Raw genomic sequence first — 23,943 nt, 5'->3', positions numbered from 1 at the left:
TCAGGAAGGGGCGGAAATGAATGACGGGGGCGTGCGGTTCAGAAAGGCGCGTCGCCTTCGATCGTCGTGCGGTACAGCTTGCGGCGCAGGTGGTCGGGCGTGCCGGCGGCGAGATGCATCAGCGAACGGTTGTCCCAGAACACCAGATCGTGGTCGCGCCATGCGTGCCGATACAGGTGCTCGGCGCGCACGCTGTGCGCGAACAGTTCGTCGAGCAGCGCGCGGCTTTCGTCTTCCGGCAGCCCGACGATGCGCGTCGTGAAATGCTCGCTGACGAACAGCGCCTTGCGGCCGGTTTCCGGATGCGTGCGCACGACCGGATGCACGACCGCGGCGACCTGCGCGATCTGCTCGGGCGACAGGTTGGGCCGCCACGGGCTGCGCGCCTGCAGTTCCGCATAGCGCGCGAGATACGTATGCTCGGCGCGCCGCCCTTCGACCGCGCGGCGCAGGTGGGCCGGCAGCGTGTCCCACGCGAGATGCATGTTCGCGAACAACGTGTCGCCGCCTTCGGCCGGCAGCTCCTGCGCGTGCAACAGCGAGCCGAGGCTCGGTTTTTCCTTGTACGACAGGTCGGAGTGCCAGAAATGGCCGGCATCGCCGAGCCCGACCGGTTTGCCGTTCTCGACGATGTTCGACACGATCAGCACTTCCGGGTGACCGGCCAGCGCGAACTGGTGCAGCACGTGAATCTGCAGCGGGCCGAAGCGGCGGCTGAATGCGATGTGCTCGTCCGGCGTGATGCGCTGGTCGCGAAACACCAGCACGTGGTGATCGAGATGCGCACGATGGATGCGCGCGAAATCGTCGGCATCGAGCGGTTGCGACAGGTCGAGGCCGATCACCTCGGCGCCGAGCGGCGCGTCGAACGGCACGATGTCGAAATGCTGCGCCGCGCCGTCCGGCCGCAAGGCGGGATGCCCGGCGGAAAGCGTTGCGGCGTCGCGGATGGCGGTAGTCGTCACGGCACGGCCCCTGATTCGGTCAAAACGCGAATCTACGAGTGCGTGCCGGCGTGCGTCAACGAAGCGATTCGGATACGTTTATCTGCTGCGGTGATAAAGATCGCTGCTCGCGCATACGGCGCCGATCGGGGCGGAATCGTCCAGGCGGCCCGATGAACAAAGGTTCCGATCGCGTTCAGCCGCGTCGGCCCACGCACGGCGAGCCGACTATGGCTGCCCTGCACCGCCCGACGCACCATAGATCTGCCCGGTCACGTAGCTCGCGCGCGACGAAAGCAGTTCGACATAGATCGATGCGATCTCGGCCGGTTGTCCCGGCCGCCCCATCGGTACCTGCTCGCCGAATTTCTCGACGTTGTGCGTCGTCTGTCCGCCGCTGACCTGCAGCGGCGTCCAGAATGGCCCCGGCGCAACGCCGTTGACGCGGATGCCGCGCTCGATCATCTGCTTCGCGAGCCCCTTCGTGAAATTCGCGATCGCCGCTTTCGTCAACGCGTAGTCCAGCAGGTTCGCGGACGGATCGTACGCATTGACCGACGTCGTGTTGACGATCGCCGAACCGGCCGGCATGTGCGGAATGGCGGCCCGCGTGATCCAGAACATCGCATAAAGATTGGTGCGCAGCGTCCAGTCGAACTGCTCGGTGCTGATGTCGAGGATCGATTCGTGGCTCTGCTGGCGGGCCGCGTTGTTCACGAGGATGTCGAGCCCGCCGAGCGCGGCGACCGCCCGCTCGACGAGCCCGTTGCACGCGCCTTCGCTGCGGATGTCGACCGGCAGCGGCACGGCCTTGCGCCCCGCGCTGCGGATCAGATCCACGACTTCGCGCGCGTCGGGCTCCTCGTCGGGCAGATAGACGATCGCGACGTCCGCGCCTTCCCGTGCACAGGCGATCGCGACCGCGCGGCCGATGCCCGAGTCGCCACCGGTGATCAGCGCCTTGCGGCCGTCGAGCCGGCCGCTGCCGCGATAGCTGTGCTCGCCGTGATCGGGGCGCGGCGTCATCCGGCCCGCGAGGCCCGGCCACGGCTGGTGCTGCTGCGGAAACGGCGCATGCGGATAAAGCGTGCGCGGATCGCGCGGCGCAGGGTCGCCGGCGTCGGCCGGGCCGCCCGTCTGCGCGATCGTCGGCAGGGCGACGCTGGCGACCAGTCCGGCCGTCGTGCCCTGCACCCATTTGCGACGGGATTCGGAAACTTCATCTGATGACATGATGGACTCCGGTGCGTGGTTGGCGGTGTGGAACCGGACGCGACCATTCGGCCGACGCGCGCGCTACAGCGGCCGCGGCCGATTTCCAGAATCGTCCGGCGCGTCGTGCTCGTCCGGCCACGGCTGGCCGGCCGGATCGCGCACCTCGGTCTGGCGCGGGTCGTCCGGCACGACCTTGCGTGCCTGATCGTCCGGAATCGTGTCGAGTTCGCCGCCGCCCGGCGCGTGGCCGGGGCGCGCGGTCGATTCGCCGCCGCCGGGGGTCGGGTTGCGCCGCTGCGGCACGTCGGCCGCCTCACGCGCCGCGTCGGGCGACGCGGTGTTCCGCCGTTGAATGTCCTGCGTCATGAATTTCTCCCTGTCCGGATGCGGATTGCGTTGCGCCGCGCCGCAGCGGGCGGTGCGGCGACCTGCAGCGCTTCCAGCAAGCGGCATGCCGTCATCGGGCGGCCCCATCGCGCCGGCTGCGAATCAATCCGCTGAAGAAATTACAAGCGACGCGTCATCCGGCGCAGCAACGGCAACGATCCCCGGCTAGCGGTACAAATCGGCGCGTACGGGATCCTTCCAGTATTCCTGACAAAATTCGAGGTAGGCTCGCACGACCGATGAAGGATGCCGGTGAGACGGATATAGCAGATTGAGCTCCTGCTCCGGTAACGGATACGCGTCGAGCAACGCGACGAGCCGCTGCGCACGAAGATCCTCATCGACGAGAAACGGCGGCAACTCGGTCGCGACGTGTCCGGCGACCGCACGGCGGCGAAGGTGTGCGTAATCGTTCGTGGAGAACAGCGGACGCGGATGGAATGGCGTGTCACCCAGGTGCCAGACCGGCTGCATGTAAGCTGCCAGGCCCCACGTCGCGCATGGGAGCACATGCAGGTCCTCCGGCGTTGACGGGTTACCGTACTGCTCGATCAGAGCGGGACTGGCAACCAGCCGATGCCGGTAGCGCAGGATTTTCCGCGCCACCATCGACTCGTGCTCGATCGTACCGACCCGTAATGCCACGTCGATGCCGTCGACGATCAGGTCGACGCGCCGCTCCGTCGTGTAGACGAACAGCCTGATGCCCGGAAAGCGCATCTGGAACGCTGCCAGCAAATCCCACCAGATATCGAACGTCGGCGGCAACGAGATGCGCAGGAAGCCCTTGAGCTGATGCTGCGCCCTGATCACCGCCTCCTTCGCTTCCGCCAGCGCTTCGATGCCTCGGCTTGCGTGTTCATAGAGCCTGACACCGGCATCCGTCAATTTGGTGCCGCGGACCGACCGTTCGAGCAACTGGACATTCAGCTGCTTCTCGAGCTCCCGCATCCGGCGGCTCAAGGTCGGCAACGGCACGCCGGTGCGTGACGCGGCGGCGGACAGGCTGCCGGCTTGCACCACGGTCACAAACATCTCGACGGCATTCAGGTCCATATCATCCTCTCAAATTTGACAGGAAGTGTATCGGTTTTGGTGGTTCCGAACAGACAGCTGAACCCGCATAGTAGGCCCGTGTTCCCCTCACCCGATCAAAGGAGATCGCGATGCCCGACATTGAAACGCTTTTGAAATCAAGGATTTCCACCAACAAGTACGACTCCGCCCGCTCGTTGACCGACCAGCAGATCGACGAACTGATCCAACTCGCAACGACTGCGCCGTCCGCTTTCAACCTCCAGAACTGGAAGTTTGTCGCCGTACGCAGTGCAGCTGGCAAGGCAAAGCTGCTGCCGCTCGCTTACGGCCAGCAGAAGGTAGTCGATGCGGCAGTGACCTTCATCGTGTGCGGCACGCTCGAGCCCCAGCTCACGCTGCCCGCCGCGCTGAAGCCGTCCGTCGAACGCGGCATTCTCGATCAGGGCATCTACGAGGGCTGGGTCGGCGCCGCCAACAGCATGTATGGCGACAACCCCGCGTTCCAGCGCGACGAGGCTGTGCGCTCGGCATCGCTTGCCGCGATGACGCTGATGATCGCCGCGGAGGATCGCGGGCTCGCATCGGGGCCGATGATCGGTTTCGATCCGGCGGCTGTTGCCGCCGCGTTCGGCCTGAAATCGACCGACGTGCCGGTGATGCTCGTGACCGTGGGCTACGCAGCCCCCGGCAACTGGCCGCAGAAGCCCCGCAAGTCCACGTCCGACGTGCTGACGTTCGCTTAGCAATGACGCCGGTCGGCGCCGTTTCCCCACGCGTCGACTGGCCCGCTACGCCATCCTGAACCGAGAAGACATCATGAAAGCTTACGTAATTGAACGGGCCGGCGGCCCCGACGTGCTGCAAATTCGCGACATTCCGTCGATCGCGCCGACTGCAGACGAAGTCCGCATCCGTGTATGCGCGTTTGGTCTCAACCGCGCCGAAACGTACCTGCGCGCCGGCAAGATGGGCCCGATCGACGGGCCGCGGGTGCCGGGCATCGAGGCAGTCGGTGAGATCGTCGAAGACGCGTCCGGCACGTTCCGGGTCGGTCAGCGCGTGGCAACTGCAATGGGCGGCTTGCAGTTCACGCGGCATGGCAGCTATGCCGAAGAAGTGACCGTGTTGCGTAACAACGTGATCGATCTGGACGGCACCACGTTGTCGTGGGAAGAGCTCGCAGCGCTGCCGCAGGCCTACCTGACGATCTGGGGCGCGCTGCACCGCAGCCTCGGCATCGAGGCGGGCCAGACGCTGCTGGTACGCGGCGCGACGTCGACCGTCGGCCTCGCCGCCGTGACTTATGCGAAGGCGGCCGGTCTTCACGTGGTGGCGACGACGCGCTCGGCGAAGAATGAAGAGCGTCTGGTCCGGGCTGGCGCTGACAAGGTCGTCGTCGATTCCGGCACGATTGCCGACGATGTGCAGCGCCTTTACCCCGAGGGTATCGACGCGGCGCTCGAAATCGTCGGAGCATCGACTCTGCGCGACACTGCGAAGACGCTACACCCGTTCGGCGCCGTCACGGTCATCGGGCTGCTCGGTGGGTCGCCCGTGCTCGAGCAGTTCAACCTGATGGCGGACCTGCCGCCCGCGGTGCGGTTGAGTTTTTTCCCGAGCCAGCTGTTCGGCACGCCGGCGCTGCCGCTCGACAACGCGCCGCTGCGGATGATTGCGGACGACATCGCTGGCAAGCGCCTGCCTTCGTCGCTCGAACGAACCTTCGCGTTCGACGAGGTCCGGAAGGCCCACGAGCTGATCGAAAGCAATCGCGCGCTCGGGAAACTTGTCGTACGCGTGTGATGGGCTGGACGGGGCGATCGCATCTTGCAATCCGTCGCCGTCTGGCCTCGCTACGCATCATTCCATCCAGAGGTTCCATGTACAAGAAACTGAACACATCGGTCGTTTCCGCGGTCCTGGCGCTTGCCCTCGTGCCGGTCGCCGCATCGGCGGCGCAACCCGGAAGCAATCGCGCGACAACCGAAGCGATTACCAGTCAGCTCAATCGATACGAGAAGGCGCTGAATACGTCGAATACCGACGAGGTGATGAAGCTGTATGCCGACGATGCGATCTTCATGCCGCAGAGCTTTCCGGCGGCGATCGGCCAGGACAACGTCCGGAACGCCTATGACGCCATCTTCAGGTCGATCAAGCTGAACGTCACGTTCAGGATCGACGAAATCAAGCGGCTTTCGAGCGACTGGGCGTTTGCCAGAACCCATTCCAGCGGCACGCAAACTGTGCTGGCCACTGACAAGCAAAGTGCCGAGGGTAACCAGGAAATCTTCCTCTTCCATCGTTCGAAGGACGGCGCATGGCGATTCGCCCGTTACATCTTCTCGACGACCAATCCGCCGGAGCCCGGCTCATTCCCGGCAGAGGGAATCAGCCGGTAACTGTCTCCAGACGGCGCACCCAGCATCAAGTAACCCGTGCGCGCCTGCCTGGGTACGCCAGTCGCGTGCCGCTAATGCTTGGTGCCCGGTTCACGCGTACGCTCGCCGTACGTACCGTTGCCGCAATGCGGGCACTTCGGAATCGGGTGCCCCGCCTGCACGTGCGTCGAGCGATGGCATTTCTCGCATCGAAAGTCACCGGTCTTTTCCGCCTTTTCGCCTGCATGCGCCGTCATCTTCGTCCTCCTTTCCGCTCGCCCTTACCCGCGCTTCACTGCGTACGCCGCTTTTCGTGCGCGACCTCGCCGGTTGGCACCGCATCGACGTCCTGCAGCGGCTCGCCCGGAATACGACGCTTCGCGGACTGATCGGCCGGCAAATCCGCCGGCTGCCCGTCCGCGCTACTGCCCTCGGCATCGAGTTGCTGCTCGGCCCCCTGCCAGTATTCGTCGGCCCTGCCGTCGGGCGCGCCGTCCGCCTGCCACAGCTGGTACGCCCGCTCGCGAATCTGCGTTTCCCTGTCTTCGTCCATGTCGTTCTCCGTGTCTGCCATGGCGATCACCGATCCGGGCGCGACGGCGCCGATACCGCGCCGAGCGTCGACGACATCGCGCCGTCGGCGGCCGTCGCCAGATCACCCAGCGCGACGATGCCGACCAGCCGCCTCTGCCGGTCGACCACCGGCACGCGACGAATCTGCGCGTCTTCCATCTTCTTTTGCACCGCCGAGATGTCGTCGTCCTCGTAGCACCAGTTCGCGGGCCCGCTGACGACGCCCTCGATCGATTCGTTCGGCGGCACGCCCATCGACACCGCGCGCACGACGATGTCGCGGTCCGTCAGCATGCCGATCAGCCGCGTGCCGTCGCACACGGGCAGCGCGCCGACGTTCAGGTCGCTCATCAGCTTGGCCGCATCGCGCAGGCTCTGCGTCGGGCCGATGGTCGCGGCGTCGCGCGTCATCACTTCCGATACACATGTCATGTTTCGCTCCTTGATAAGCCGCCCACGGCGGCCTGCGGAACGCAGCATCGCGCGTTCCGGCCGCCGCGCGCGTCAGTTCTCCGTCGAGCAGCGCACCGACGTCAGGCCAGCCGACTCGACGATCCGCATCAGTTGCTTCAGCATCACGTCGGCGCCGGCCGCTTCGCGCCACTGCACGAACAGTTCTTCCTGGCGCACCGCGCGCGCGGTCGTTTCGCAGAAGCTTTTCGTCCGGCACGTGAAACCCGTATCGCGCAGCTTCGTGGCCAGTTGTTCGCGTGCAGCCGAGCCGAGCGGATATTCGACCGTCACCAGCGCGGTCCGGACGCCCCGCAAGCGCCGCTCGACGAACCGCAGCGGCCAGACGACCAGCAGCGCGAGCACCAGCCCGAGCGCGCCGAGCGACAACTGGCCGCCGCCGATGCACAGCCCGATGACCGTCACGAACCACAGCGTCGCGGCCGTGGTGACGCCGGACACCAGGCCGTCGCGATGAAGGATCGCGCCGCCGCCGATGAAGCCCATCCCGGTCAGGATGCCGAGCGGCAGCCGCATCAGGTCGAGCACCGAGAACGCGCCCTCCGGCTTGCCCGCCTGCAGCAGCAGCGCATTGACCTGCAGCATCGACAGGCACGCGGCGAGACAGACGAGGATCGTCGTGCGCAGTCCGGCCGTCTTGCCGGATTCGCTGCGATCGAAGCCGATCAGGCCACCCGCGACGAGCGCCAGCCCGATCCTGACGAGAACGTCGTGCCACTGCAGTGCGACCGGCATCGGTTCCATGCGCGCCTCCCGTGCAAATCGTCATGTGTCGGGGCGCGAACGCCGCCGACGACGCTTGCCGGTCGCAAGGCTCGGGCCTGCTTTCCGGGTAGGCGGCGGGTGTAGCAAATCGGATGGGATTGTAGAAAGGAGCGTTCTGCGCACACTGTGCGTCAGCGGCGAAGGTGCCGGAGCTGTGCGCGGGTTCGCCTGCCGCTGCTCGAGGCGCGGAACGGCGGCGGACGGATTGCCGCTGCGGGCATCCATCGGCGCCCTGTCCGGCGTGCCCGTCGGACGCGCGCACGCAGGCGCCGACGCCGTCTTTCTCCGTATCCGGTCAGATACGAATCTCGCCTCCACCCTCCTTTTCTCACCGTCCGCTCCCAATCGGGAACGAAATCACGCCGCCGCTTATCGGAACAATCCATTCGTTCCCGTACGAATACGAATCACGGTCCAAGCCGGCGAGTTATGCAATACTGTTCCCGTTCAGATACGAAGCACGGAGAATGTCATGTCGGAGTCCCAATCCGTCGACACGATCGGCGCGCTCGCCCATTTCATTCGCGCGGCGCGAATCCAGCAGGGGTTCACCCGGGACGAACTCGCGAACGCGACCGGGCTGTCGCCGAAATTCATCAGCCAGGTGGAAGCCGGCAAGCCGACCGCACAAATCGGCAAGGTCATGCTGCTGCTGAGTGAGCTCGGCGTGCGGCTGTACGCCGAGTCGGCGATCGAGATTTCCGAAGCGACCGCGCTGAAGGCCACCCAACGCCGCAGGAGCAGCCATGGCGGCTAGAACGCTGATCGCGTCCGCTAACGGCGTGCGCATGGGCACGCTGGCCGACGACAAGGGGATCTGGTCGTTTGCGTACGACCCGCAATGGCTTGCGTCACCCACCGCGTATCCGCTGTCGCCGGCGTTCCCGCTCCGCGCAGACGTGTTCACCGACACGTCCACCGATCGCCCGGTCCAGTGGTTCTTCGACAATCTGCTGCCCGAGGAAGGCATGCGCACGTCGCTCGCGCGCGAGGCGAAGGTCGATGCGGCCGACGCGTGGGGCCTGCTCGCGTACTTCGGCCGCGAATCGGCCGGCGCGCTGACGCTGCTGACCGACGGCGAGCAGGAAACGCCCGGCGACCTGCAACCGCTGCCGCTCGACGAGCTCGAGCACCGGATCCAGGCGATGCCCGAGCGCGCGCTGACAGCCACCGCGCCCAAGCGCATGTCGGCGGCCGGCGCGCAGCAGAAACTGCTACTGGTGCTGCGCGGCGACGCGCCCGACTACGCGCTGTTCGAGCCGGTCGGCAGCGAACCGTCGATGCACCTGCTCAAACCCGACATGCGCGCGGCCCGCTATCCGCATTCGGCGATCAACGAGTTCTTCTGCATGCGGCTCGCGAAGAAGATGGGGCTCGACGTGCCCGACGTGCATTTCCTGCGCGCGCCGTCCGCCTGCTACGTGATCGACCGGTTCGACCGCGACGTCGCGTCCGAACGGGCCGCACGCGTGCATACGATCGACGCGATGCAGTTGCTCAACTACGACCGCGGTTTCAAGTACCAGCGAGCGAATGCGCAGGAGCTGGCCCGCGCGATCGACCGCACCAGCACGCGCGCGCTCACGCGTCTGTCGGTGTTCCGCTGGACCGTGTTCAACGTGGTGGTCGGCAATGCCGACGCGCACCTGAAGAATCTGTCGTTCTTCGTCGACGCGCGCGGCTACCGGCTCGCACCGTTCTACGACATCGTCAGCACGGTCGTGTATCACACGCCGACGCACCGGCCCGACCACCGCGGCGATCATTGGCCGCACTGCGAGCTGACGATGCCGCTCGGGAATGCGACGCGGTTCGCCGATATCGACACGAATGCGCTGGTCGCATTCGGTCATGCGCTAGGGCTCAGGGAGAAAGCGGCCACCAGCGAACTGCAGCGCTTTCTCGAGCCGCTCGATCGTCACGTCGGAGAGACGCTCGATGAAGTGCGAAACATCGCGCATCCGGACGCCGGGGAAATGCGGTTGCTGAATTCGATCGCCGCGATGCCGATCGCGGCGATGGGGCGCGCGCTGCGGCAGGCGCGCGGATAGGTTGCCGCGCGCGGGTGTCGTACCGCCGCCGATACCCGCGCGCCGCCCGGCCCGGCGAATACCTGGGCGTCAGCCCCGCCCCGCAAAGGCATCGACGCCCGTCGCCGCCGCGGACCACGCCCACAGCCGCGCCGCGTCCTCCGGATCGATCGCATGCGGCCTCACGCCCGATTCCTCGTTGCCGCGCGTCACCGTCGCGACGTCGCAATCCTCGCAATAGACACCGCCGAGATCGACCAGGCGCGGCGACGTCGCCGCCCATACCTGGGTTGCCGCGCCCTGCGCGGGCGTCTTGAAAGTCGGATCGATCGGCACGCCGTGCTCGTCGATCCAGCCCTGCGCCATCATTTCCTCGCGCGTCAGATGACGCTGCAGCGGCGTCGCGATCTTGCCGGGATGCAGCGAATACGCGCGGACACCGAACGGCGCGCCGAGCACGTCGAGCTGCACCGCGAACAACGCGTTGGCCGTTTTCGACTGCCCGTACGCCAGCCATTTGTCGTACCCGCGCGCGAAATCGATATCGTCCCAGCGGATCGGCGACAGCCGGTGCCCGAGCGACGACACCGCGACCACGCGCGCGCCGTCGCCGTGCGCGATCGCCGGCCACAGCCGGTTGACGAGCGCGTAGTGACCGAGGTGATTGACGGCCAGCTGCGCTTCCCTTCCGTCGCCCAAGCGAGTCTCCGGGCACGCCATGATGCCCGCGCTGTTGATGACGATGTGCACGTCGCGCCGCGCGTCGACGAACCGCGCGGCGAATGCGGCCACGCTCGCGGCGTCCGCGAGATCGAGCGTCGCGATTTCCACGCCGTCGATGTCGCGCGTCGCCTCGCGCGCGGCCGCGACGCTCCGTGCGCCGACGACGACGTGCGCACCGGCCTGCGCCAGCGCCCGCGTGGTTTCGAGGCCGAGACCCGAATGGCCGCCCGTGACGATGGCGGTCTTGCCGTGCAGGTCGAGGCCGGCCAGGACGTCGCTCGCCGTCGAGGCGGCGTCGAATCCGGAATGAAGGGGATGCTGCCTGCTCGTCATCGAAGGCTCCAGGAACGGGGTGCGAAGCTCGAGGCCGCCCATCGGCCGCGTCACTGCACGAACCCATTCTCCGGCCGCGCATCCGGACCGTGAATGCAATAGAATCCGGCTTTTCGTCGAGATCGTCCGGGAATTGCGCGTGGACCCGCTATCGGAAGTGCTGTCGCTGCTGGAAACGCGCGACTCGTTTTTCACCGGCCTGCGGGCCGGCGGCCCGTGGGCGGTCGACCTGCCCCCGCCCGACGGAATCAAGTTCAACGCGGTGGTCGAAGGCAGTTGCTGGCTGACCGTCGACGGTGCGGGGCCACCTGTTCGGCTGCGTACGGGAGACTGCTTCCTGCTCGCCGCGCCGCGGGCATTTTCGCTGGCGAGCGATCCGTCGGTCGCGCCGGTGCCGGCCGCCGACGTGTACCGGCATGTCGAACGCGGTATCGCGCACTATGGCGAGCCGGCCGACTGCTTTCTGATCGGCGGCCGCTTCGCGTACGAGGAACGCATGCCGCTGCTGCTCGGCAGCCTGCCGCCCGTGGTGATCGTGAGCGGGGATTCCGAATCGGCGGCGGTGCTGCGCTGGTCGCTGCAGCAACTCGCACGGGAATTCGGCGCGTCGTCGCCGGGCGGGTCGCTGATGATCCGGCATCTCGGACACATGATGCTGGTGCAGATCCTGCGGCGCTACGTGGACACCGGCGCGAACGGCGATGTCGGGTGGCTGGCCGGGCTCGCGGATGCGCGGGTCCGCGCGGCGCTGGCCGCGATTCACGCGGCGCCCGAGCGGCGCTGGACCGTCGACGCGCTGGCGGCCTGCTGCCACGTATCGCGGTCGACGTTCGCGCTGCATTTCAAGCGGCGGCTCGGGTTCGGGCCGCTCGAATACGTGCTGCGCTGGCGGATCCAGCTGGCGATGCGCGAACTGCGCCGCTCGAACGCGTCGATCTCGACGATCGCGCAACGGCTCGGCTACGACTCGGATAGCGCGTTCGGCCATGCGTTCAAGCGGATCGTGGGCTGCTCGCCGCGCGCCTATCGTCATGACGTGACGAAGGAATCGGGCAACTAGCGTCGTGACTGCCTTCGTCGGGCTCGTGATGGCGCGACTCCGTCAACGCCATGCGTTCGTATCGCGACCGTCGGGATAAGTATTCTTATCACAATGCATCGATTTCTTTTCAAAACTCGGCCGCGTATCACTGCGCCGGTGCGCTGCCGCCGGTATGCCGCAATTCCCCGTCGATGTGCTGCGGCAGCCTCAGCAGGTTGAAGATCGGGCACACCGCTTCGACTGCCTGATGCAACGCGCGGATGGTCTCCGGCGGCTCCGGCGACACGATGTCGAGCGTATAGCGGATGTTGTGCGGGAATACCGGAACATGCTCGAACCCCGGCTGCTGCGCGAGCGGATGCTGGTCGCCGGTGACTTCGACTTCGATCGCATCGATCTTCAGGCCCCGCTCCGCGGCCTGGATCAACGTGATGTGCGTGAGGCAACTGCCGAGCACGCCGAGCTGCAGCTCCGGCGACGCGGGTCCGAGGTTGTAGCCCGCGAAATCGGGCGGGCTGTCGCTGATCACCTGGAAGTCGCGGATCCGGATCTCGCGCACACCGCTGCGGCCGAGCGCGCGCACGGTCGCCTTCAGTGGCGTCGCCTTGAAATCGGGATCGTTGCGGGCAGCCTGCTGCTTCGCGTGCCACGCATCGCGCTTGTGGGCGAGATAGTCGTTCAGGGTCGTCATGGTCAAGTCACGGGTAAGCGGCACGCACGCGACCGATCGGTTCGCTGCGTGCCGGGGCGATCAGTCGATCGCCGGAATCCAGGGGGCGGTTGCCGCGTCGCTCGCGCGGAACGCCGGAAACTTCGCGCCGAGTTCGGCCACGGTATGAATGTCGTTCTTCACGAGATCGTCGCGCGTGATCAGCGTCGGCTTGACCGCGATGCGCGCGCCCGGGTTTTGCCCGGCGACCAGCAGCGCCGCGGCCCGCACCGACACCGCGCCGACGACCGCCGGATTGGTCGCGGCCGTCGCGACCCACGCGCTGTTCGGTGCGCGAATCGCCTCGATGTCGGCCGTCGACACGTCCGCGCTGTAGATGCGGATTTTCGACGACAGCCGGGCCTCGTCGGCGGCGAGCTTCGCGCCGCGCGCGAATTCATCGTACGGCGCGAACACCACGCGAATGTCCGGATTCGCGCGATACACGGCCGCCGCCTGGTTCGCGACCGATTGCGCGATCGGGTTGTCGACGGTGCCCCAGCGCGCCTTTTCCTGCACCTTCGGATGCGCGCGCTTGAAATCGCGCCACGCGGCATCGCGGCGGTCGAGCGGCGCGAATCCTGCCACGTACACGTACCCGGCGGAGAACGCGTCGCCGTTGTCCTTCACGGCCTGATCGAGCAGCAGGTTCGCGAGGTCGCGATCGTTCTGCTCGATCTGCGGCACCTTCGGATTGGCGAGATCGACGTCGAACGCGACGACCTTGATCCCCTTGTCCAGCGCACGCTGAACGACGTCCTTCAGCGATTCCGGCAAGCCGTGATTGACGATGATCGCGGACACGCCGATGCTGATCGCCTGCTGGATCTGCTCGCGCTGCTCGGCCGCGTCCTGCCGGCCTTCGTAGATGCGCAGATCGACGCCGAGCGCGCGCGCCTGCTTCTGCGCGCCGGCTTCGTAGGCCTGGAAAAAATCGCCGGTCGACAGGTAGTTGACGAGCGCGATCTTCACGCCGCCCTTGTCGAACGGCGCGGGCGCGCCCTTGAGCGGGCCGGCGTGCGCGGTGGGCACACCGAGCGCGAGTGCGGCGCCCAATACGAGTGCACCGAGTTTCGGTTCGAAGCGCGACTTTCGGCGAAGCAACGAGCGCATGGCGTGTCTGTCTCCGTACAGGACGATATCGGCTCAATCTATCAGCACGGCACGCGAACTCAAACCGACCGATTCGGCAATCGATATTACTTTGGATAACAAATGGTTCAGCCCGGGCGTGCTTCGAACCCGTCCATTCCCGAGCCGACGCTTGGCGACCTCACCCGTCACGCCCGGACATCCGCCCGGCGACCGATGCCGAACGTAAACGCCAAGGCCAGCACGAGCAGCACGCCCTTGATGAAATCCTGCATATAGTAGGGCGCGTTCAGCATCGTGAGTCCGTTGAGCAGCACTCCGACGAACACCGCGCCGACGACCGTGCCGAACACGTTGGGCCGCTTCGCGCCCCACACCGCGTAACCGATCAGTGCGGCGGCCACCGCGTCGAGCAGCAGCGAGTGTCCCGCGCTGACGTCGCCGCGGCCCACGCGCGCGGCGATCAGCACGCCGCCCAGCGACGCGATCGCACCCGACAGGACATACGCGGCGACACGGTAGCGCGCGGCCGGTGCACCGGCCAGCCGCGCGGCCGTTTCGTTGCCGCCGATCGCATAGATCACGCGGCCCCAGCGCGTCGCTTCCATGGTGATGCAGGCCAGCACCGTCACGGCCGCGAGCACCAGCACCGGCAACGGTACGACGTCGAATACGCGCAGCCGGCCGAGCACGAGAAACGCGTCGGGGAACACGCCCGTCGCATCCGTGCCGTCGGGCAGCACGGAGCCGGTCGCGAGCGAACGGCCGCCGGTCGGGATCAACTGCAGGCCGGCCAGCAGGAACAGCGTGCCGAGCGTCGCGAGCTGGTCGGGCACGCGCAGCCGCGTGATCAGCAAGCCGTTGAACAACCCGGCGGCCACGCCGAGCACGACGCACGCGATCACGGCCGCCCACGCGCTGCCGTGCCAGACGACCAGCACGTAGCTCGCGGCCATCTGCGCGGTCGCGGCCACGCTGCCGACCGACAGGTCGAAACCGCCGGCCGCGAGCGTGACCGTCACCCCGACGCCGAGCAACGCGACGATCGACACGGCCTGCAGGATGCTGAACAAATTGTCGAGGTTCAGGAACGCAGGCTCCCTGAGCGCGAACACCACCACGAGGACGGCCAGCACGAGCAGGATGCCCGTCCGTTCGAGCGCATCGCGGATGCGCGCCGGCCCCGTGCTCGACGATCGTTCGACGGGGGCGGCCTGACGCACAGCGGAAGAAGTCACGGGTTTCATGAGCGGGCACCCACGATGGAAGAAGTCGGAGACAGGCCATCGAGCGTCGCGCGATCGAACCGCACGATCCGATCGGCGATCTCGGCCGCTTCCTCGAGATCGCTGACGAACACGAGCGTCGCACGTTCATGCGCATGACGCCGCAGCGTATCGACGATATCGGCGCGCGCGCCCGCATCGATGCCCTGGAACGGTTCGTCGAGCAGCAACAGCCGCGCGAGCTCGGCGTGCCAGCGCGCGAGCACGACCTTCTGCTGGTTGCCGCCGGACAGGTGCGCGACGCGATCGTCCGGCCCCTCGCAGAGAATGCCGAACCGCGCGATCGCGGCCGCGGCGGCCGTGCGTTCGCGGGCTCGGCGCACCGCGCCGCCCGCGAACCAGCGCGACAGGAACGGAAAGCCGATCGTGCCCGCGATCGAGGCAAACGGCACGCTGTCGGGAAACAACGACGTGCGCCAGCGATCCTCTCCGGCCAGGAAGACGCCGGCGCGAATCGCGTCCGCCGGCGAGCGTGGCCGCCACGGCCGGCCGTCCAGCGTCATCTCGCCGGCCGCCGCCCGCACCGCGCCGAAAATCGTCCGCGCGAAACGCGACTTGCCGCCGCCGACCGGGCCCGCGATCGCGACGATCTCGCCGCGCCGGACCTCGAGGTCGAACGGCGTGCTGGTCGGTGTCAGCCGGATCTGCCGCACGCTGAATCCCGAGCCGGAGCCTGAGCTCGATCCCGAGCCGGCCAGCCCGGCACGCGCCGGCACGCGCCGGCGCGAGTGCCGGCGCCGGTGCACGCGTACGCGGCAACGGCCGGCCGATCATCGTTTCCACCGCGGCGTCGAAATCGATCGGCGCGGCCAGATCCGCGACGATCCGGCCGTCGCGGACGATCGCCGCGCGATCGGCGATGCGACGCAGATCGCCGAGCCGATGCGACACCAGCAGGATGGCGACGCCATCGCGGCGCAACGCATCCACCAGCTCGAACAGCCGCTCGGCCTCCGTCGCCGACAGGCTGGCGGTCGGCTCGTCGAGAATCGGCAACGACGGCTGCCCGGCCAGCGCACGCGCCAAGGTCACGCGCTGCTGGTCGGCCAGCGACAGCGATGCGAGCGGCGCCGCCAGATCGACGTCGAGCCCGACCCGCTCGGCAAGCGAACGCGCCGCGGCACGCCGCGCGGCCGGCGGCGCGCGCCACGGCGACGCCGGGTCACACAGCCGGTCCAGCAGCAGGTTGTCGGCGATCGACAGCGTCGGCACGACGGCGTCGACCACCGACTGGTGCACGGTCGCGACGCCGAGCCGCTTGGCCATGTGCGGCGACGCCGGCCGATACGGTTCGCCGCGCAGCGTCAGCGTGCCGTCGTCCGCTTGCAGCGCACCGCTCAGGATCTTGACGAAAGTCGACTTGCCCGCGCCGTTCGCGCCCATCAGCGCGACGACTTCGCCGGCGCCGATCGACAGGTCGAGCGCCGCCAGCGCGACGGTCGCGTCGAAGCGTTTCGCGATGCCCGTGGCGCTCAGGACGGGCGGCGATGCCGATCGACGGGGTCGAGCTTCGCGCCGCGTCGCCTCCATGGTTTCGTTCGTCGCGCGATTCATGCCGAGAGATCCCGGTCGGCACGATGCAGTTGCGGCAGGAACAGTACGTCATCGCTCATGTCACGCCCCTCCGATGAAAGTCGTTCGGCATTGGTCGGCTGGTCAGCCCGCTTCCGGCACGGGAAACCGGAACGACGCGCCATAGGCCGTGTCCGGCAGGCGGTCGCGGCCGCCCAGCCGTGAACGGAAGGTGCCGCTCGCCGGCGTCGTCCGGTACAGGCCGCGCTTCTTCAGCTCAGGCACGATCAGTTCGGCGAAATCGTCGAGCGTGCCCGGGCTGATCAGCGGGTTGATCATGTAGCCGCTCGTCGTCGACTGCCGCGCATGCTCGGCGAGCTGGTCCGCGACTTCGTCCGGCGCGCCGACGAGGATCAGGTCGGTGCCGCGCGTGACGCTCGCGAACTTGCGCCGCACGTCGCCCGCGGTGAGCGGCTTGCCGCTGCCGTCCGGCCGCACCACGTAGGACGTCAGGCCTTCCGTCTGCGTCGTCAGCGGTTCGTCGTCCGCATAGCGGTCGATGTCGATGCCGGTGTCGCCCGCATAGCTGACGAGTTGCGCGTGCTGGTGATAGTGCTGCTGCAGCGCGTGATACTTCTCCTTCGCATCGCTCGACGAGCGCGCCGTGACGATCCGCAGCACCGTCAGCGACTTCACGTCGTCCGCCGCGCGGCCGCGTTCGGCCGCGAGCCGCCGAATCTCGTCGAGGCCCGCGCGAATCTCGTGCGGATCCGATTTCGCGACGAACACCACCTCCGCGTGCTTCGCCGCGAACGCGCGCCCGCGCCCCGACCAGCCGGCCTGGATCAGCACGGGCGAGCGCTGCGGCGACGGCGCGCAGACGTGCGGCCCCTGCACGCGGTAGTGCGTGCCTTCGTGCGCGATCGGCCGCACGCGCTCGCCACGCGCATAGCGCGGCGCGTGCTTGTCGGCGACGACCGCGTCGTCCGCCCAGCTCCCTTCCCACAGCTTGTACACGACGTCGAGGAACTCCTCCGCGCGCGCGTAGCGTGCGTCGTGGCCGATCATCCGGTCGAGCCCGAAGTTGCGCGCCGCGCTCGTCAGGTAGGACGTCACGATGTTCCAGCCGATCCGGCCGTTGCTCAGATGATCGAGCGTGCTGAAGCGACGCGCGAGCGCGAACGGATGCTCGTAGGTCGTGCTCGCCGTCACGCCGAACGCGAGCCGTTCGGTCTGCGCGACGAGCGCCGGAATCAGCATCATCGGATCGTTCGCGGGTGCCTCGACCGCCCACTGCACCGCCGCGTCGGCCGACCCGCCATAGACGTCGTACAGGCCGAGCACGTCCGCGAAGAACAGCATGTCGAGATCGGCCTGCTCGGCCGTGCGAGCGAGATTCGACCAGAACGCGAGCGTATTCGCGCGCAGCCGTTCGTCGGCCGGATGGGTCCACAGGCTCGGCGCGCCGCCGCAGCCGACGCTGGCTTGTTCATACAGGGAAAACAGCAAGGGGCGAGGATCGGACATCGTCGAAATCGGTACCAAGGCAGGAATCAGTTGGGGGCCGCCCACGCGCCCGACGACGCGCGGCTGCGCCGTGCGGGCACGCGTTCGTCGGGCTGGCGCGTCAGGTAGCGATTGATGCGCTGCTCGACGCGGGCGGCGGGAATGGTCAGCAGCGCGACCAGCACGACATAGACGATCGCCGCACCGGCCAGCGGCTCGTACACGCGCAACGTCTCGAAGCGCAGCGTATTGGCCGTGCCCATCACGTCGAACACGGTCACGGTCGACGCGAGGACGGTCGATTTCAGCAGCAGGATCGCCTCGCCGGTGAGCGCGGGCAGCGCAAGCCGCCACGCACGCGGGCCGACGATGCGGCGCAGCACCTGCATGCGCGTCATCCCGTATGCGTGGCCGGCCTCGATCTCACCGGCTGGCACGCCGGCGATCGCGCCGCGCAGGATTGTCGCCACGTACGCGCTCTCGTTCACGCTCAGCGCGACGATCGCGTACCAGAACGCGTCGCGTAGCAGCGGCGACGCCCAGCTGTCGCGCATCCATTCGCGCGGGACGATCTGCCCGAATCCGTAGTACAGCAGATAGAGCTGAACGAGGAGCGGCGTGCCGCGGATCAGCATGAGCCAGCCGCGCGCGGACCAGCGCAGCGGCGCATGGCGCGCACCGGCGGCGAGCGCGAGCGGCACGCCCAGCAGCACGCTGGCCGCACCCGATACGAGCGTCAGCGCGAGCGTGGTCGGCACCGCGGCGAGCAGCTTCGGCATCACCGTGTCGAGCAGGAAAGGCAGCGAGAAGATCATGTCGTCGCGCGCGTCGTGCCGCGGTTCGCATGCCGCTCGAGCGCCGCGAAAATGCCCGTCGACGTGATGCTCAGCAGCAGGAACAGCGCGGCCGTGACCAGATAGAAGAAGACGTAGTGCCGCGTCGCACCGGCCGCGAGCTGGCTCGCCTTCAGCAGATCCGTGAACGATCCGAGTACGCTGATGAACGACGCGTCCTTGGTCGCGTTCAGCCACACGTTGCCGACGCCCGGCAGCGCGAGCCGCGCCGCGGCCGGGAGCCGGATACGCGTGAACGTCTGCCAGGGCGTCATCCCGTACGCGTGCGCGGCTTCGATCTGCCCGACCGGCACGTTGACGAGCGCCGCGCGCAAGATGTCGGTGAGATACGCACCCTGGATGAAACCGAGCGACAGCGCGGCGACGACGAACGGGTCGAACGCGAAGTCGCCGGCTACGATGCGGCTGCCGCGCAACGCGTTCTCGATGGCCGGTGCGACCGCGTAGAACGCGAGCAGCAGGCACAACAACTCCGGCAGCGCGCGCACGAGCATCGTGTAGAGCCGCGCCAGCCACACGAGCGCCGCGTATCGCGACAGCTTGCCGAGCGCGCCGGCGATGCCGAGCAGCACGCCGGTGCAGAACGACGCGGCCGCGACGCCGAACGTCAGCGCGAACGCGCCCGCGAACACGCGGCCATAACCGCCGTCGCCGAAGGCGAGCAACGCGAGCAGCGAATCGTCCGCGGCCATGCGCTCAACGCCCCTTCTCGATCGTGCCCTTCAGGTTCGGATAGCGGGCGGTGATCGCATCCCACGTGCCGTCCTGCTGCAATTGCGCGATCGCGGTCGACAGCTTGCCGCGCAGCGCATCGCCATGGCGCACGCCCGCGCCGATGCCGAGGCCCAGCACCGGATTGTCCGCGCACGTGGCCTTGATCTCGAAGTCCTTGCCGTCGCGCGACGCGAGGAACGCCGTGAACAGCCCCTTGCCTTCCTGCACGTAGTCGACGCGGCCGGACACCAGATCCGCGAGCGCATTGTCGAACTTGTCGAACGCCTTGACTTGCGCGTCCTGCTTGAAGCGGGCATCGAGGAACGCGGAGAAGTTGGTGCCGGCCTCGACGCCGATCACGCTGCCCTTGAAGGTCGCGGGCACCGCGCAGTCGACGCGGCGCCGGTCGCTTTTCGCGCCGACGAACACCGTCGGCGATTCGTAATACGCACGGCTGAAATCGATGGCTTTCTGCCGCTCGCCGGTGATCGTCATCGACGACCAGATCACGTCGATCTTGCGGTTCTGCAACGCAGGAATCAGGCCGTCCCACGCGATGTCGGTGAGCTCGCACCGCACGTTCAGCTTGCCGCACGCGGCATCGAGCACGTCGATTTCCCAGCCCTTCCACTTGCCGCCGGCATCTTTCGAAAAGAACGGCGGGTACGATTCGGCGTCGATGCCGACGCGCAACGTCGGCTGGGCCGCATGGGAAACCGGCGCGAGGCCGAGCACGAACAGCGCGGCCGCGGCACGGCGGACCCTGGAACGCATCAAACGATTCATGTGGCGCATTTCTGAAATAACGTCGGAACGACCGGCGTGGCGGCCGGCAGGAGGCGAGACTGTAATGCGCGCCGAAGCGTGTACCAAATGGTTATTTTTTCGATGGATATCTGATCGCGCGATATGCGCCGGGCCGCGCACCGGCCAACGTCCTCGCCCGGTGCGCGGGTCATCCGTTCACGCTGCCACGGCCTCGCGCCGCAACGCCGGCAGTTCCAGGTTCGCGCGGAAATCGCCGCCTACATAGTCGGTATCGAGCAGGTCGCGCCGCCGCAATTCGGGCAGCAAGCCGTTGAGCAGCAGGTCCTCCTGATCCGGCTGGCCGAGCCCGTGCAGCGACAGCACGTCAACGAGCCCCGCGCGATAGCGCGTTTCGATCGCATCGGCGAGCTGCTCCGGCGTACCCGCGACGAACCAGTGCCCGGTCTCCTGCGCACGCACGATCAGCTCGCGCAGCGTCAGCCGCTGGCGCGCATAGCCGACGAAGATCGCCACGCGCCCGCGCCGGCGGTGCACGCTGTCGATCGCCGGCAGCAGCGATGCCGGCAACGGCTGGTCGAGCGGCAGGCCGCGCAGGTCGACACCGCCGCCGAGCATGTCGGCAAGCTTCAGCCTGCCCTGTTCGTAGTCGATGCGCTCATGCTTGTCGCGCAAGCGCCGCGCGACGTCGGCATCGGATTCGCCGATCACCGAATGAAACGAGTTCATCACGAGCGGCGGCCGGTCGCCGCGGCCGAATGCAGCCGCCTGCCGGTGCAGCTCGGCGACGAACGCGCGCGCATCGTCGAGCGTCGGCTGCGACGTGTAGACGACTTCCGCATACCGCGCGCCGAGCGCCACGCCGCCTGCCGACTGCCCCGCCTGAAACAGCACAGGCCGCCGTTGCGCCGAAGGCGGTACGTTCAACGGCCCCTGTACCTGGAAATGCGCGCCGCGATAGTCGATCGCGCCGAGCTTGAGCGGATCGACGGAGATGCCGCCACCCGGCCCGCGACGCGTCGCACGCGGATGGTTCGCATCGAACAGCGCGTTGACGACCTCGATGAACTCGGCCGCGCGCGCATAACGCTGCTCCGGGTCGGGCAGCGCGGCATCGCCGAAATTCTCCTCGCCGACCGACGACGTGACCGCGTTCCACGCGGCGCGGCCGCCGCTCACGTGATCGAGCGTGCCGATCAGCCGCGCGAGGTTGTACGGATGGTGATACGTCGTCGACACGGTCGCGACGAGCCCGATGGCCGAGGTCGCCTGACTCAGCGCCGCCAGCGCGACGATCGGCTCCTGGCTGCCGGTGGTCCCGGCGAGGCCGGCCGCATCGGCCTGCAGCAGATCGGCGGTAAAGAGGCCGGTGATCTTCTCGGCTTCCGCCTTGCGCGCGAGCGACGCCGCGCGCCGCACGCCCTGGGCGACATCCGCATCGCCGGGCGCGTACAGCACGCTCGCCGCGCCGACGAGCGTCTTGAGCCGTCTGCGTGCGCCGCTCATGACGCGGCTCCGGTCGTCGTGAAGGCTGTACGTCGTTCGCGTTGCTCATTCATTCGGATTCCTCGTGATTCCGTTTGGTCGGAGAATCGGGGCATGCCTGCGGCCATCGCGACGGCGAGCGTACTCGCGCCGGAGATCGTCGGGCAGGCTCCACGCACGCGCCGCGAGGCGCGCAGCCAACGACCATAACGCAAGCCCCCCGGTCGGCCGGAACGAATATTTTCGGCTTTCGATATTCTTCTTGATTGTTTGACCGTGCGAACGACGACGCAAAATAATTCGGCATGCCAAACCCGCTGATCCGGCCGTTTCGACCCGCGCCGATCGCTTCATCATGACGTTCGACGCCATCCGCTCCCACACCGATTCGTCCGCTTTGTCCGCGTTGCCGTTCCGCTTGAGCGTGCTCGACAAGAGCCCCGTCGCGCCCGGAGAAACCGCCGCCGACGCGCTGGCGCGCAGCGTCTCGCTCGCGCGCTTCGCCGATGCGGCCGGCTATCACCGCTACTGGCTCGCCGAGCATCACAACACGGCCGCGCTCGCGTGCCCGTCGCCGGAAATCCTGATCGCGCACGTGCTCGCGCAGACGCGGCGCATTCGGGTCGGATCGGGCGGCGTGATGCTGCAGCACTACAGTCCGTACAAGATCGCGGAAAACTTCAACCTGCTCGCGTCGCTCGCGCCCGGCCGCGTCGATCTCGGCATCGGCAAGGCGCCGGGCGGCCTGCCGCTGTCGACGCGCGCGCTGCAGGACGGCTACGATCCGGCGCGACGCGCGCCCTTCGCCGATCTGGCCCACGCGCTGAATCGCCATCTCCACGGTGACGATGCGACAACCGATGCGACCGGCGAGGATGCGGCCACGCTGCATGCGACGCCGCGACCGCCAACGCCCGCGCAACCGTTCCTGCTCGGCGCGAGCGCGGAAAGCGCGACGCTCGCCGCACGGCTCGGCTGGGCGTTCGTCTACGCGTCGCACCTGAACGCATCGGCAACGGATCTGGCGCGAACGTTCGATACCTATCGGGAAGCGTCGGGCGGCCGCACGCCGCTGCTGGCCGTCTCCGCGATCGTCGCCGGCACCCGCGACGCGGCCGCGCGGCTCGCGAGCGGCCATCAGGGCTTTCGCGTGCAGGTGGGCGACACGCCGGCCGTCAACGTCGGCAGCGTCGAACAGGCGCATGCGTACATCCGTCAGGCCGGCGGCGGCCCGCACCGGATCGACCCGCGCGAAACGCGCATCGTGCACGGCACGCGCGACGACGTGCTGCGCGAGTTCGACGCGTTGCATCGTCGTCACGGGATTGCCGAATTCGTCGTCGACACGCCACTCGCCGATGCCGCACCGCGGATTGCGTCGCTGCGGTTGCTGGCCGGCGCGCCCGCCGACGATCACGACGCCGCGGCGGCGCGCGACGGGTGGAACGCGCGCACGACCACGCATCAACCGCACTTCGAAGGCACCGCGCCATGACTGATACGATCCGCATCGCCGGCGCGGACGACGTGCCGGCCGTCTATGCGCTGCTGCAGAACGCCTACGCGCCGCTCGCGGCGCAGGGCGTGCACTTCACGATCACGCGCTCGCCGATCGAACGCGTCGCGCAGACCATCGCGCGCGAAACGACGTTCGTGCTCGAACACGCGACACCCGACGGCCGTACCGCCCTCGCGGCCACGTTGACCGTGCGGTTTCCGTGGGTATCCGGCGAACGCCATCGCACGCCCTATCCGTTCCTGCACTGGTTCGCGGTCGCGCCCGCGTTCAAACGACAGGGATTCGGACACGCGCTGATCGCGCACGTCGAGACGCAGTTCCTGGCGTCGCAGGTGAAGGCGCCGGCGACGTATCTCGCGACCGCGACCAACCATCCATGGCTGCCGTCGTATTACGAGCGTAGCGGCTATCAGCCGTTCGACCACTCGACGAATGCGCTCGGCACGCCGCTCGTCTGGCTGAGAAAAATCCTGATCCCGGATCTCTACCCGGCCCCGACAGCGGACGATACCGCCCCGGACCGCGAGCGCATCCACGCGAACGCATGACATGACGTGCCGCGCCGGCCCACATAAACGACGCGAACCGCATCCACCGCT

At 67.8% G+C, this 23,943-nt stretch carries 25 protein-coding genes and 1 pseudogene; 8 read left to right on the top strand and 18 right to left on the bottom strand.

Annotation, left to right across the window (positions count from 1 at the left end; genetic code table 11):
- Window positions 1-38: 38 nt before the first annotated feature.
- The 4 genes from MMB92_RS26810 to MMB92_RS26795 form a co-directional block, all read right to left on the bottom strand.
- The gene (locus MMB92_RS26810) at window positions 39-965 is read right to left on the bottom strand and encodes a TauD/TfdA family dioxygenase (RefSeq protein WP_080331469.1); all 927 of its coding nucleotides are present in this window, start codon (window positions 963-965) and stop codon (window positions 39-41) included.
- A 207-nt stretch (window positions 966-1,172) separates the two neighbouring features.
- A complete protein-coding gene (locus MMB92_RS26805) occupies window positions 1,173-2,177 on the bottom strand; it encodes an SDR family oxidoreductase (RefSeq protein WP_077057010.1) in 1,005 nt (334 codons plus the stop codon).
- 63 nt (window positions 2,178-2,240) lie between these two features.
- The gene (locus MMB92_RS26800) at window positions 2,241-2,525 is read right to left on the bottom strand and encodes a hypothetical protein (RefSeq protein ID WP_200062957.1); all 285 of its coding nucleotides are present in this window, start codon (window positions 2,523-2,525) and stop codon (window positions 2,241-2,243) included.
- A gap of 186 nt (window positions 2,526-2,711) precedes the next feature.
- Window positions 2,712-3,602 (bottom strand): LysR family transcriptional regulator, encoded by an 891-nt coding sequence (locus MMB92_RS26795; protein ID WP_200062959.1) that lies wholly within the window; start codon window positions 3,600-3,602, stop codon window positions 2,712-2,714.
- 110 nt (window positions 3,603-3,712) lie between these two features.
- Between MMB92_RS26795 and MMB92_RS26790 the strand changes: the two genes are divergently transcribed.
- From MMB92_RS26790 to MMB92_RS26780, 3 genes are all read left to right on the top strand, one after another.
- Window positions 3,713-4,327, top strand: coding sequence for a nitroreductase family protein (locus MMB92_RS26790; protein WP_006498218.1), 615 nt, complete (start codon window positions 3,713-3,715; stop codon window positions 4,325-4,327).
- Between the two features lie 73 nt (window positions 4,328-4,400).
- Window positions 4,401-5,387: a zinc-binding alcohol dehydrogenase family protein gene (locus tag MMB92_RS26785; protein ID WP_277563042.1), complete on the top strand. Its 987-nt coding sequence runs from the start codon at window positions 4,401-4,403 to the stop codon at window positions 5,385-5,387.
- A gap of 77 nt (window positions 5,388-5,464) precedes the next feature.
- Window positions 5,465-5,986 (top strand): SgcJ/EcaC family oxidoreductase, encoded by a 522-nt coding sequence (locus tag MMB92_RS26780; protein WP_084752598.1) that lies wholly within the window; start codon window positions 5,465-5,467, stop codon window positions 5,984-5,986.
- 71 nt (window positions 5,987-6,057) lie between these two features.
- On the opposite strand, the gene MMB92_RS26775 is transcribed toward MMB92_RS26780, so the two are convergent.
- The 4 genes from MMB92_RS26775 to MMB92_RS26760 all read right to left on the bottom strand — a co-directional run bounded on the left by MMB92_RS26775 (window position 6,058) and on the right by MMB92_RS26760 (window position 7,753).
- Window positions 6,058-6,222, bottom strand: a complete 165-nt coding sequence (locus MMB92_RS26775; RefSeq protein WP_006498221.1) for a hypothetical protein — start codon at window positions 6,220-6,222, stop codon at window positions 6,058-6,060.
- A gap of 35 nt (window positions 6,223-6,257) precedes the next feature.
- Window positions 6,258-6,518 carry a DUF2934 domain-containing protein gene (locus MMB92_RS26770; RefSeq protein WP_200062966.1) on the bottom strand — a complete coding sequence of 87 codons (261 nt, stop codon included), beginning with the start codon at window positions 6,516-6,518 and terminating at the stop codon, window positions 6,258-6,260.
- A gap of 26 nt (window positions 6,519-6,544) precedes the next feature.
- A complete protein-coding gene (locus tag MMB92_RS26765; protein ID WP_200062967.1) occupies window positions 6,545-6,970 on the bottom strand; it encodes a CBS domain-containing protein in 426 nt (141 codons plus the stop codon).
- A gap of 72 nt (window positions 6,971-7,042) precedes the next feature.
- Complete coding sequence (locus MMB92_RS26760; RefSeq protein WP_059722975.1) at window positions 7,043-7,753, bottom strand: MgtC/SapB family protein; 711 nt, start codon at window positions 7,751-7,753, stop codon at window positions 7,043-7,045.
- Between the two features lie 493 nt (window positions 7,754-8,246).
- Between MMB92_RS26760 and MMB92_RS26755 the strand changes: the two genes are divergently transcribed.
- Together MMB92_RS26755 and MMB92_RS26750 are read left to right on the top strand one after the other, a co-directional pair.
- Window positions 8,247-8,531, top strand: coding sequence for a helix-turn-helix transcriptional regulator (locus tag MMB92_RS26755; protein ID WP_058903630.1), 285 nt, complete (start codon window positions 8,247-8,249; stop codon window positions 8,529-8,531).
- Entirely contained in the window at window positions 8,521-9,825 is a 1,305-nt protein-coding gene (locus MMB92_RS26750; protein WP_062911628.1) for a HipA domain-containing protein, read from the top strand. Before MMB92_RS26755 ends, MMB92_RS26750 begins: the two co-directional genes overlap by 11 nt.
- A gap of 69 nt (window positions 9,826-9,894) precedes the next feature.
- On the opposite strand, the gene MMB92_RS26745 is transcribed toward MMB92_RS26750, so the two are convergent.
- Entirely contained in the window at window positions 9,895-10,860 is a 966-nt protein-coding gene (locus tag MMB92_RS26745; RefSeq protein ID WP_200062969.1) for an SDR family NAD(P)-dependent oxidoreductase, read from the bottom strand.
- A gap of 139 nt (window positions 10,861-10,999) precedes the next feature.
- Here MMB92_RS26745 and MMB92_RS26740 point away from each other — a divergent pair, with 139 nt between their 5' ends.
- Window positions 11,000-11,920, top strand: coding sequence for an AraC family transcriptional regulator (locus MMB92_RS26740; RefSeq protein ID WP_006489183.1), 921 nt, complete (start codon window positions 11,000-11,002; stop codon window positions 11,918-11,920).
- Between the two features lie 127 nt (window positions 11,921-12,047).
- Here the strand turns inward: MMB92_RS26740 and MMB92_RS26735 are convergent, their stop codons facing one another.
- The 9 genes and pseudogenes from MMB92_RS26735 to MMB92_RS26690 form a co-directional block, all read right to left on the bottom strand.
- The gene (locus MMB92_RS26735; RefSeq protein WP_006498228.1) at window positions 12,048-12,593 is read right to left on the bottom strand and encodes an OsmC family protein; all 546 of its coding nucleotides are present in this window, start codon (window positions 12,591-12,593) and stop codon (window positions 12,048-12,050) included.
- Between the two features lie 60 nt (window positions 12,594-12,653).
- The gene (locus MMB92_RS26730; RefSeq protein WP_059722968.1) at window positions 12,654-13,724 is read right to left on the bottom strand and encodes a substrate-binding domain-containing protein; all 1,071 of its coding nucleotides are present in this window, start codon (window positions 13,722-13,724) and stop codon (window positions 12,654-12,656) included.
- A gap of 167 nt (window positions 13,725-13,891) precedes the next feature.
- Window positions 13,892-14,950 carry an ABC transporter permease gene (locus MMB92_RS26725; RefSeq protein ID WP_200062970.1) on the bottom strand — a complete coding sequence of 353 codons (1,059 nt, stop codon included), beginning with the start codon at window positions 14,948-14,950 and terminating at the stop codon, window positions 13,892-13,894.
- A pseudogene (locus MMB92_RS35310) lies at window positions 14,947-16,543 on the bottom strand (sugar ABC transporter ATP-binding protein). Before MMB92_RS35310 ends, MMB92_RS26725 begins: the two are co-directional and overlap by 4 nt.
- 102 nt (window positions 16,544-16,645) lie before the next feature.
- A complete protein-coding gene (locus MMB92_RS26710; RefSeq protein WP_077057015.1) occupies window positions 16,646-18,028 on the bottom strand; it encodes an NtaA/DmoA family FMN-dependent monooxygenase in 1,383 nt (460 codons plus the stop codon).
- Between the two features lie 26 nt (window positions 18,029-18,054).
- On the bottom strand, window positions 18,055-18,822 hold the full coding sequence (locus MMB92_RS26705; protein ID WP_006489186.1) for an ABC transporter permease subunit: 768 nt from the start codon (window positions 18,820-18,822) through the stop codon (window positions 18,055-18,057).
- Window positions 18,819-19,553, bottom strand: coding sequence for an ABC transporter permease subunit (locus MMB92_RS26700; protein WP_006498235.1), 735 nt, complete (start codon window positions 19,551-19,553; stop codon window positions 18,819-18,821). The genes MMB92_RS26705 and MMB92_RS26700 overlap by 4 nt, the downstream gene beginning before the upstream one ends.
- Before the next feature lie 4 nt (window positions 19,554-19,557).
- The gene (locus MMB92_RS26695; RefSeq protein ID WP_006498236.1) at window positions 19,558-20,361 is read right to left on the bottom strand and encodes a transporter substrate-binding domain-containing protein; all 804 of its coding nucleotides are present in this window, start codon (window positions 20,359-20,361) and stop codon (window positions 19,558-19,560) included.
- Between the two features lie 177 nt (window positions 20,362-20,538).
- On the bottom strand, window positions 20,539-21,846 hold the full coding sequence (locus tag MMB92_RS26690) for an NtaA/DmoA family FMN-dependent monooxygenase (RefSeq protein ID WP_080324501.1): 1,308 nt from the start codon (window positions 21,844-21,846) through the stop codon (window positions 20,539-20,541).
- Between the two features lie 334 nt (window positions 21,847-22,180).
- Between MMB92_RS26690 and MMB92_RS26685 the strand changes: the two genes are divergently transcribed.
- Together MMB92_RS26685 and MMB92_RS26680 are read left to right on the top strand one after the other, a co-directional pair.
- Entirely contained in the window at window positions 22,181-23,320 is a 1,140-nt protein-coding gene (locus MMB92_RS26685; RefSeq protein ID WP_063899355.1) for an MsnO8 family LLM class oxidoreductase, read from the top strand.
- Entirely contained in the window at window positions 23,317-23,892 is a 576-nt protein-coding gene (locus MMB92_RS26680; RefSeq protein ID WP_112751540.1) for a GNAT family N-acetyltransferase, read from the top strand. The genes MMB92_RS26685 and MMB92_RS26680 overlap by 4 nt, the downstream gene beginning before the upstream one ends.
- The last annotated feature ends 51 nt before the right edge of the window (window positions 23,893-23,943 follow it).

Source organism: Burkholderia sp. IO2 (assembly GCF_029522185.1).
GTDB lineage: Bacteria > Pseudomonadota > Gammaproteobacteria > Burkholderiales > Burkholderiaceae > Burkholderia > Burkholderia cenocepacia.
Note: the sequence above shows the minus strand (reverse complement) of the source record. Positions and strands in the feature narration are given on the sequence as shown.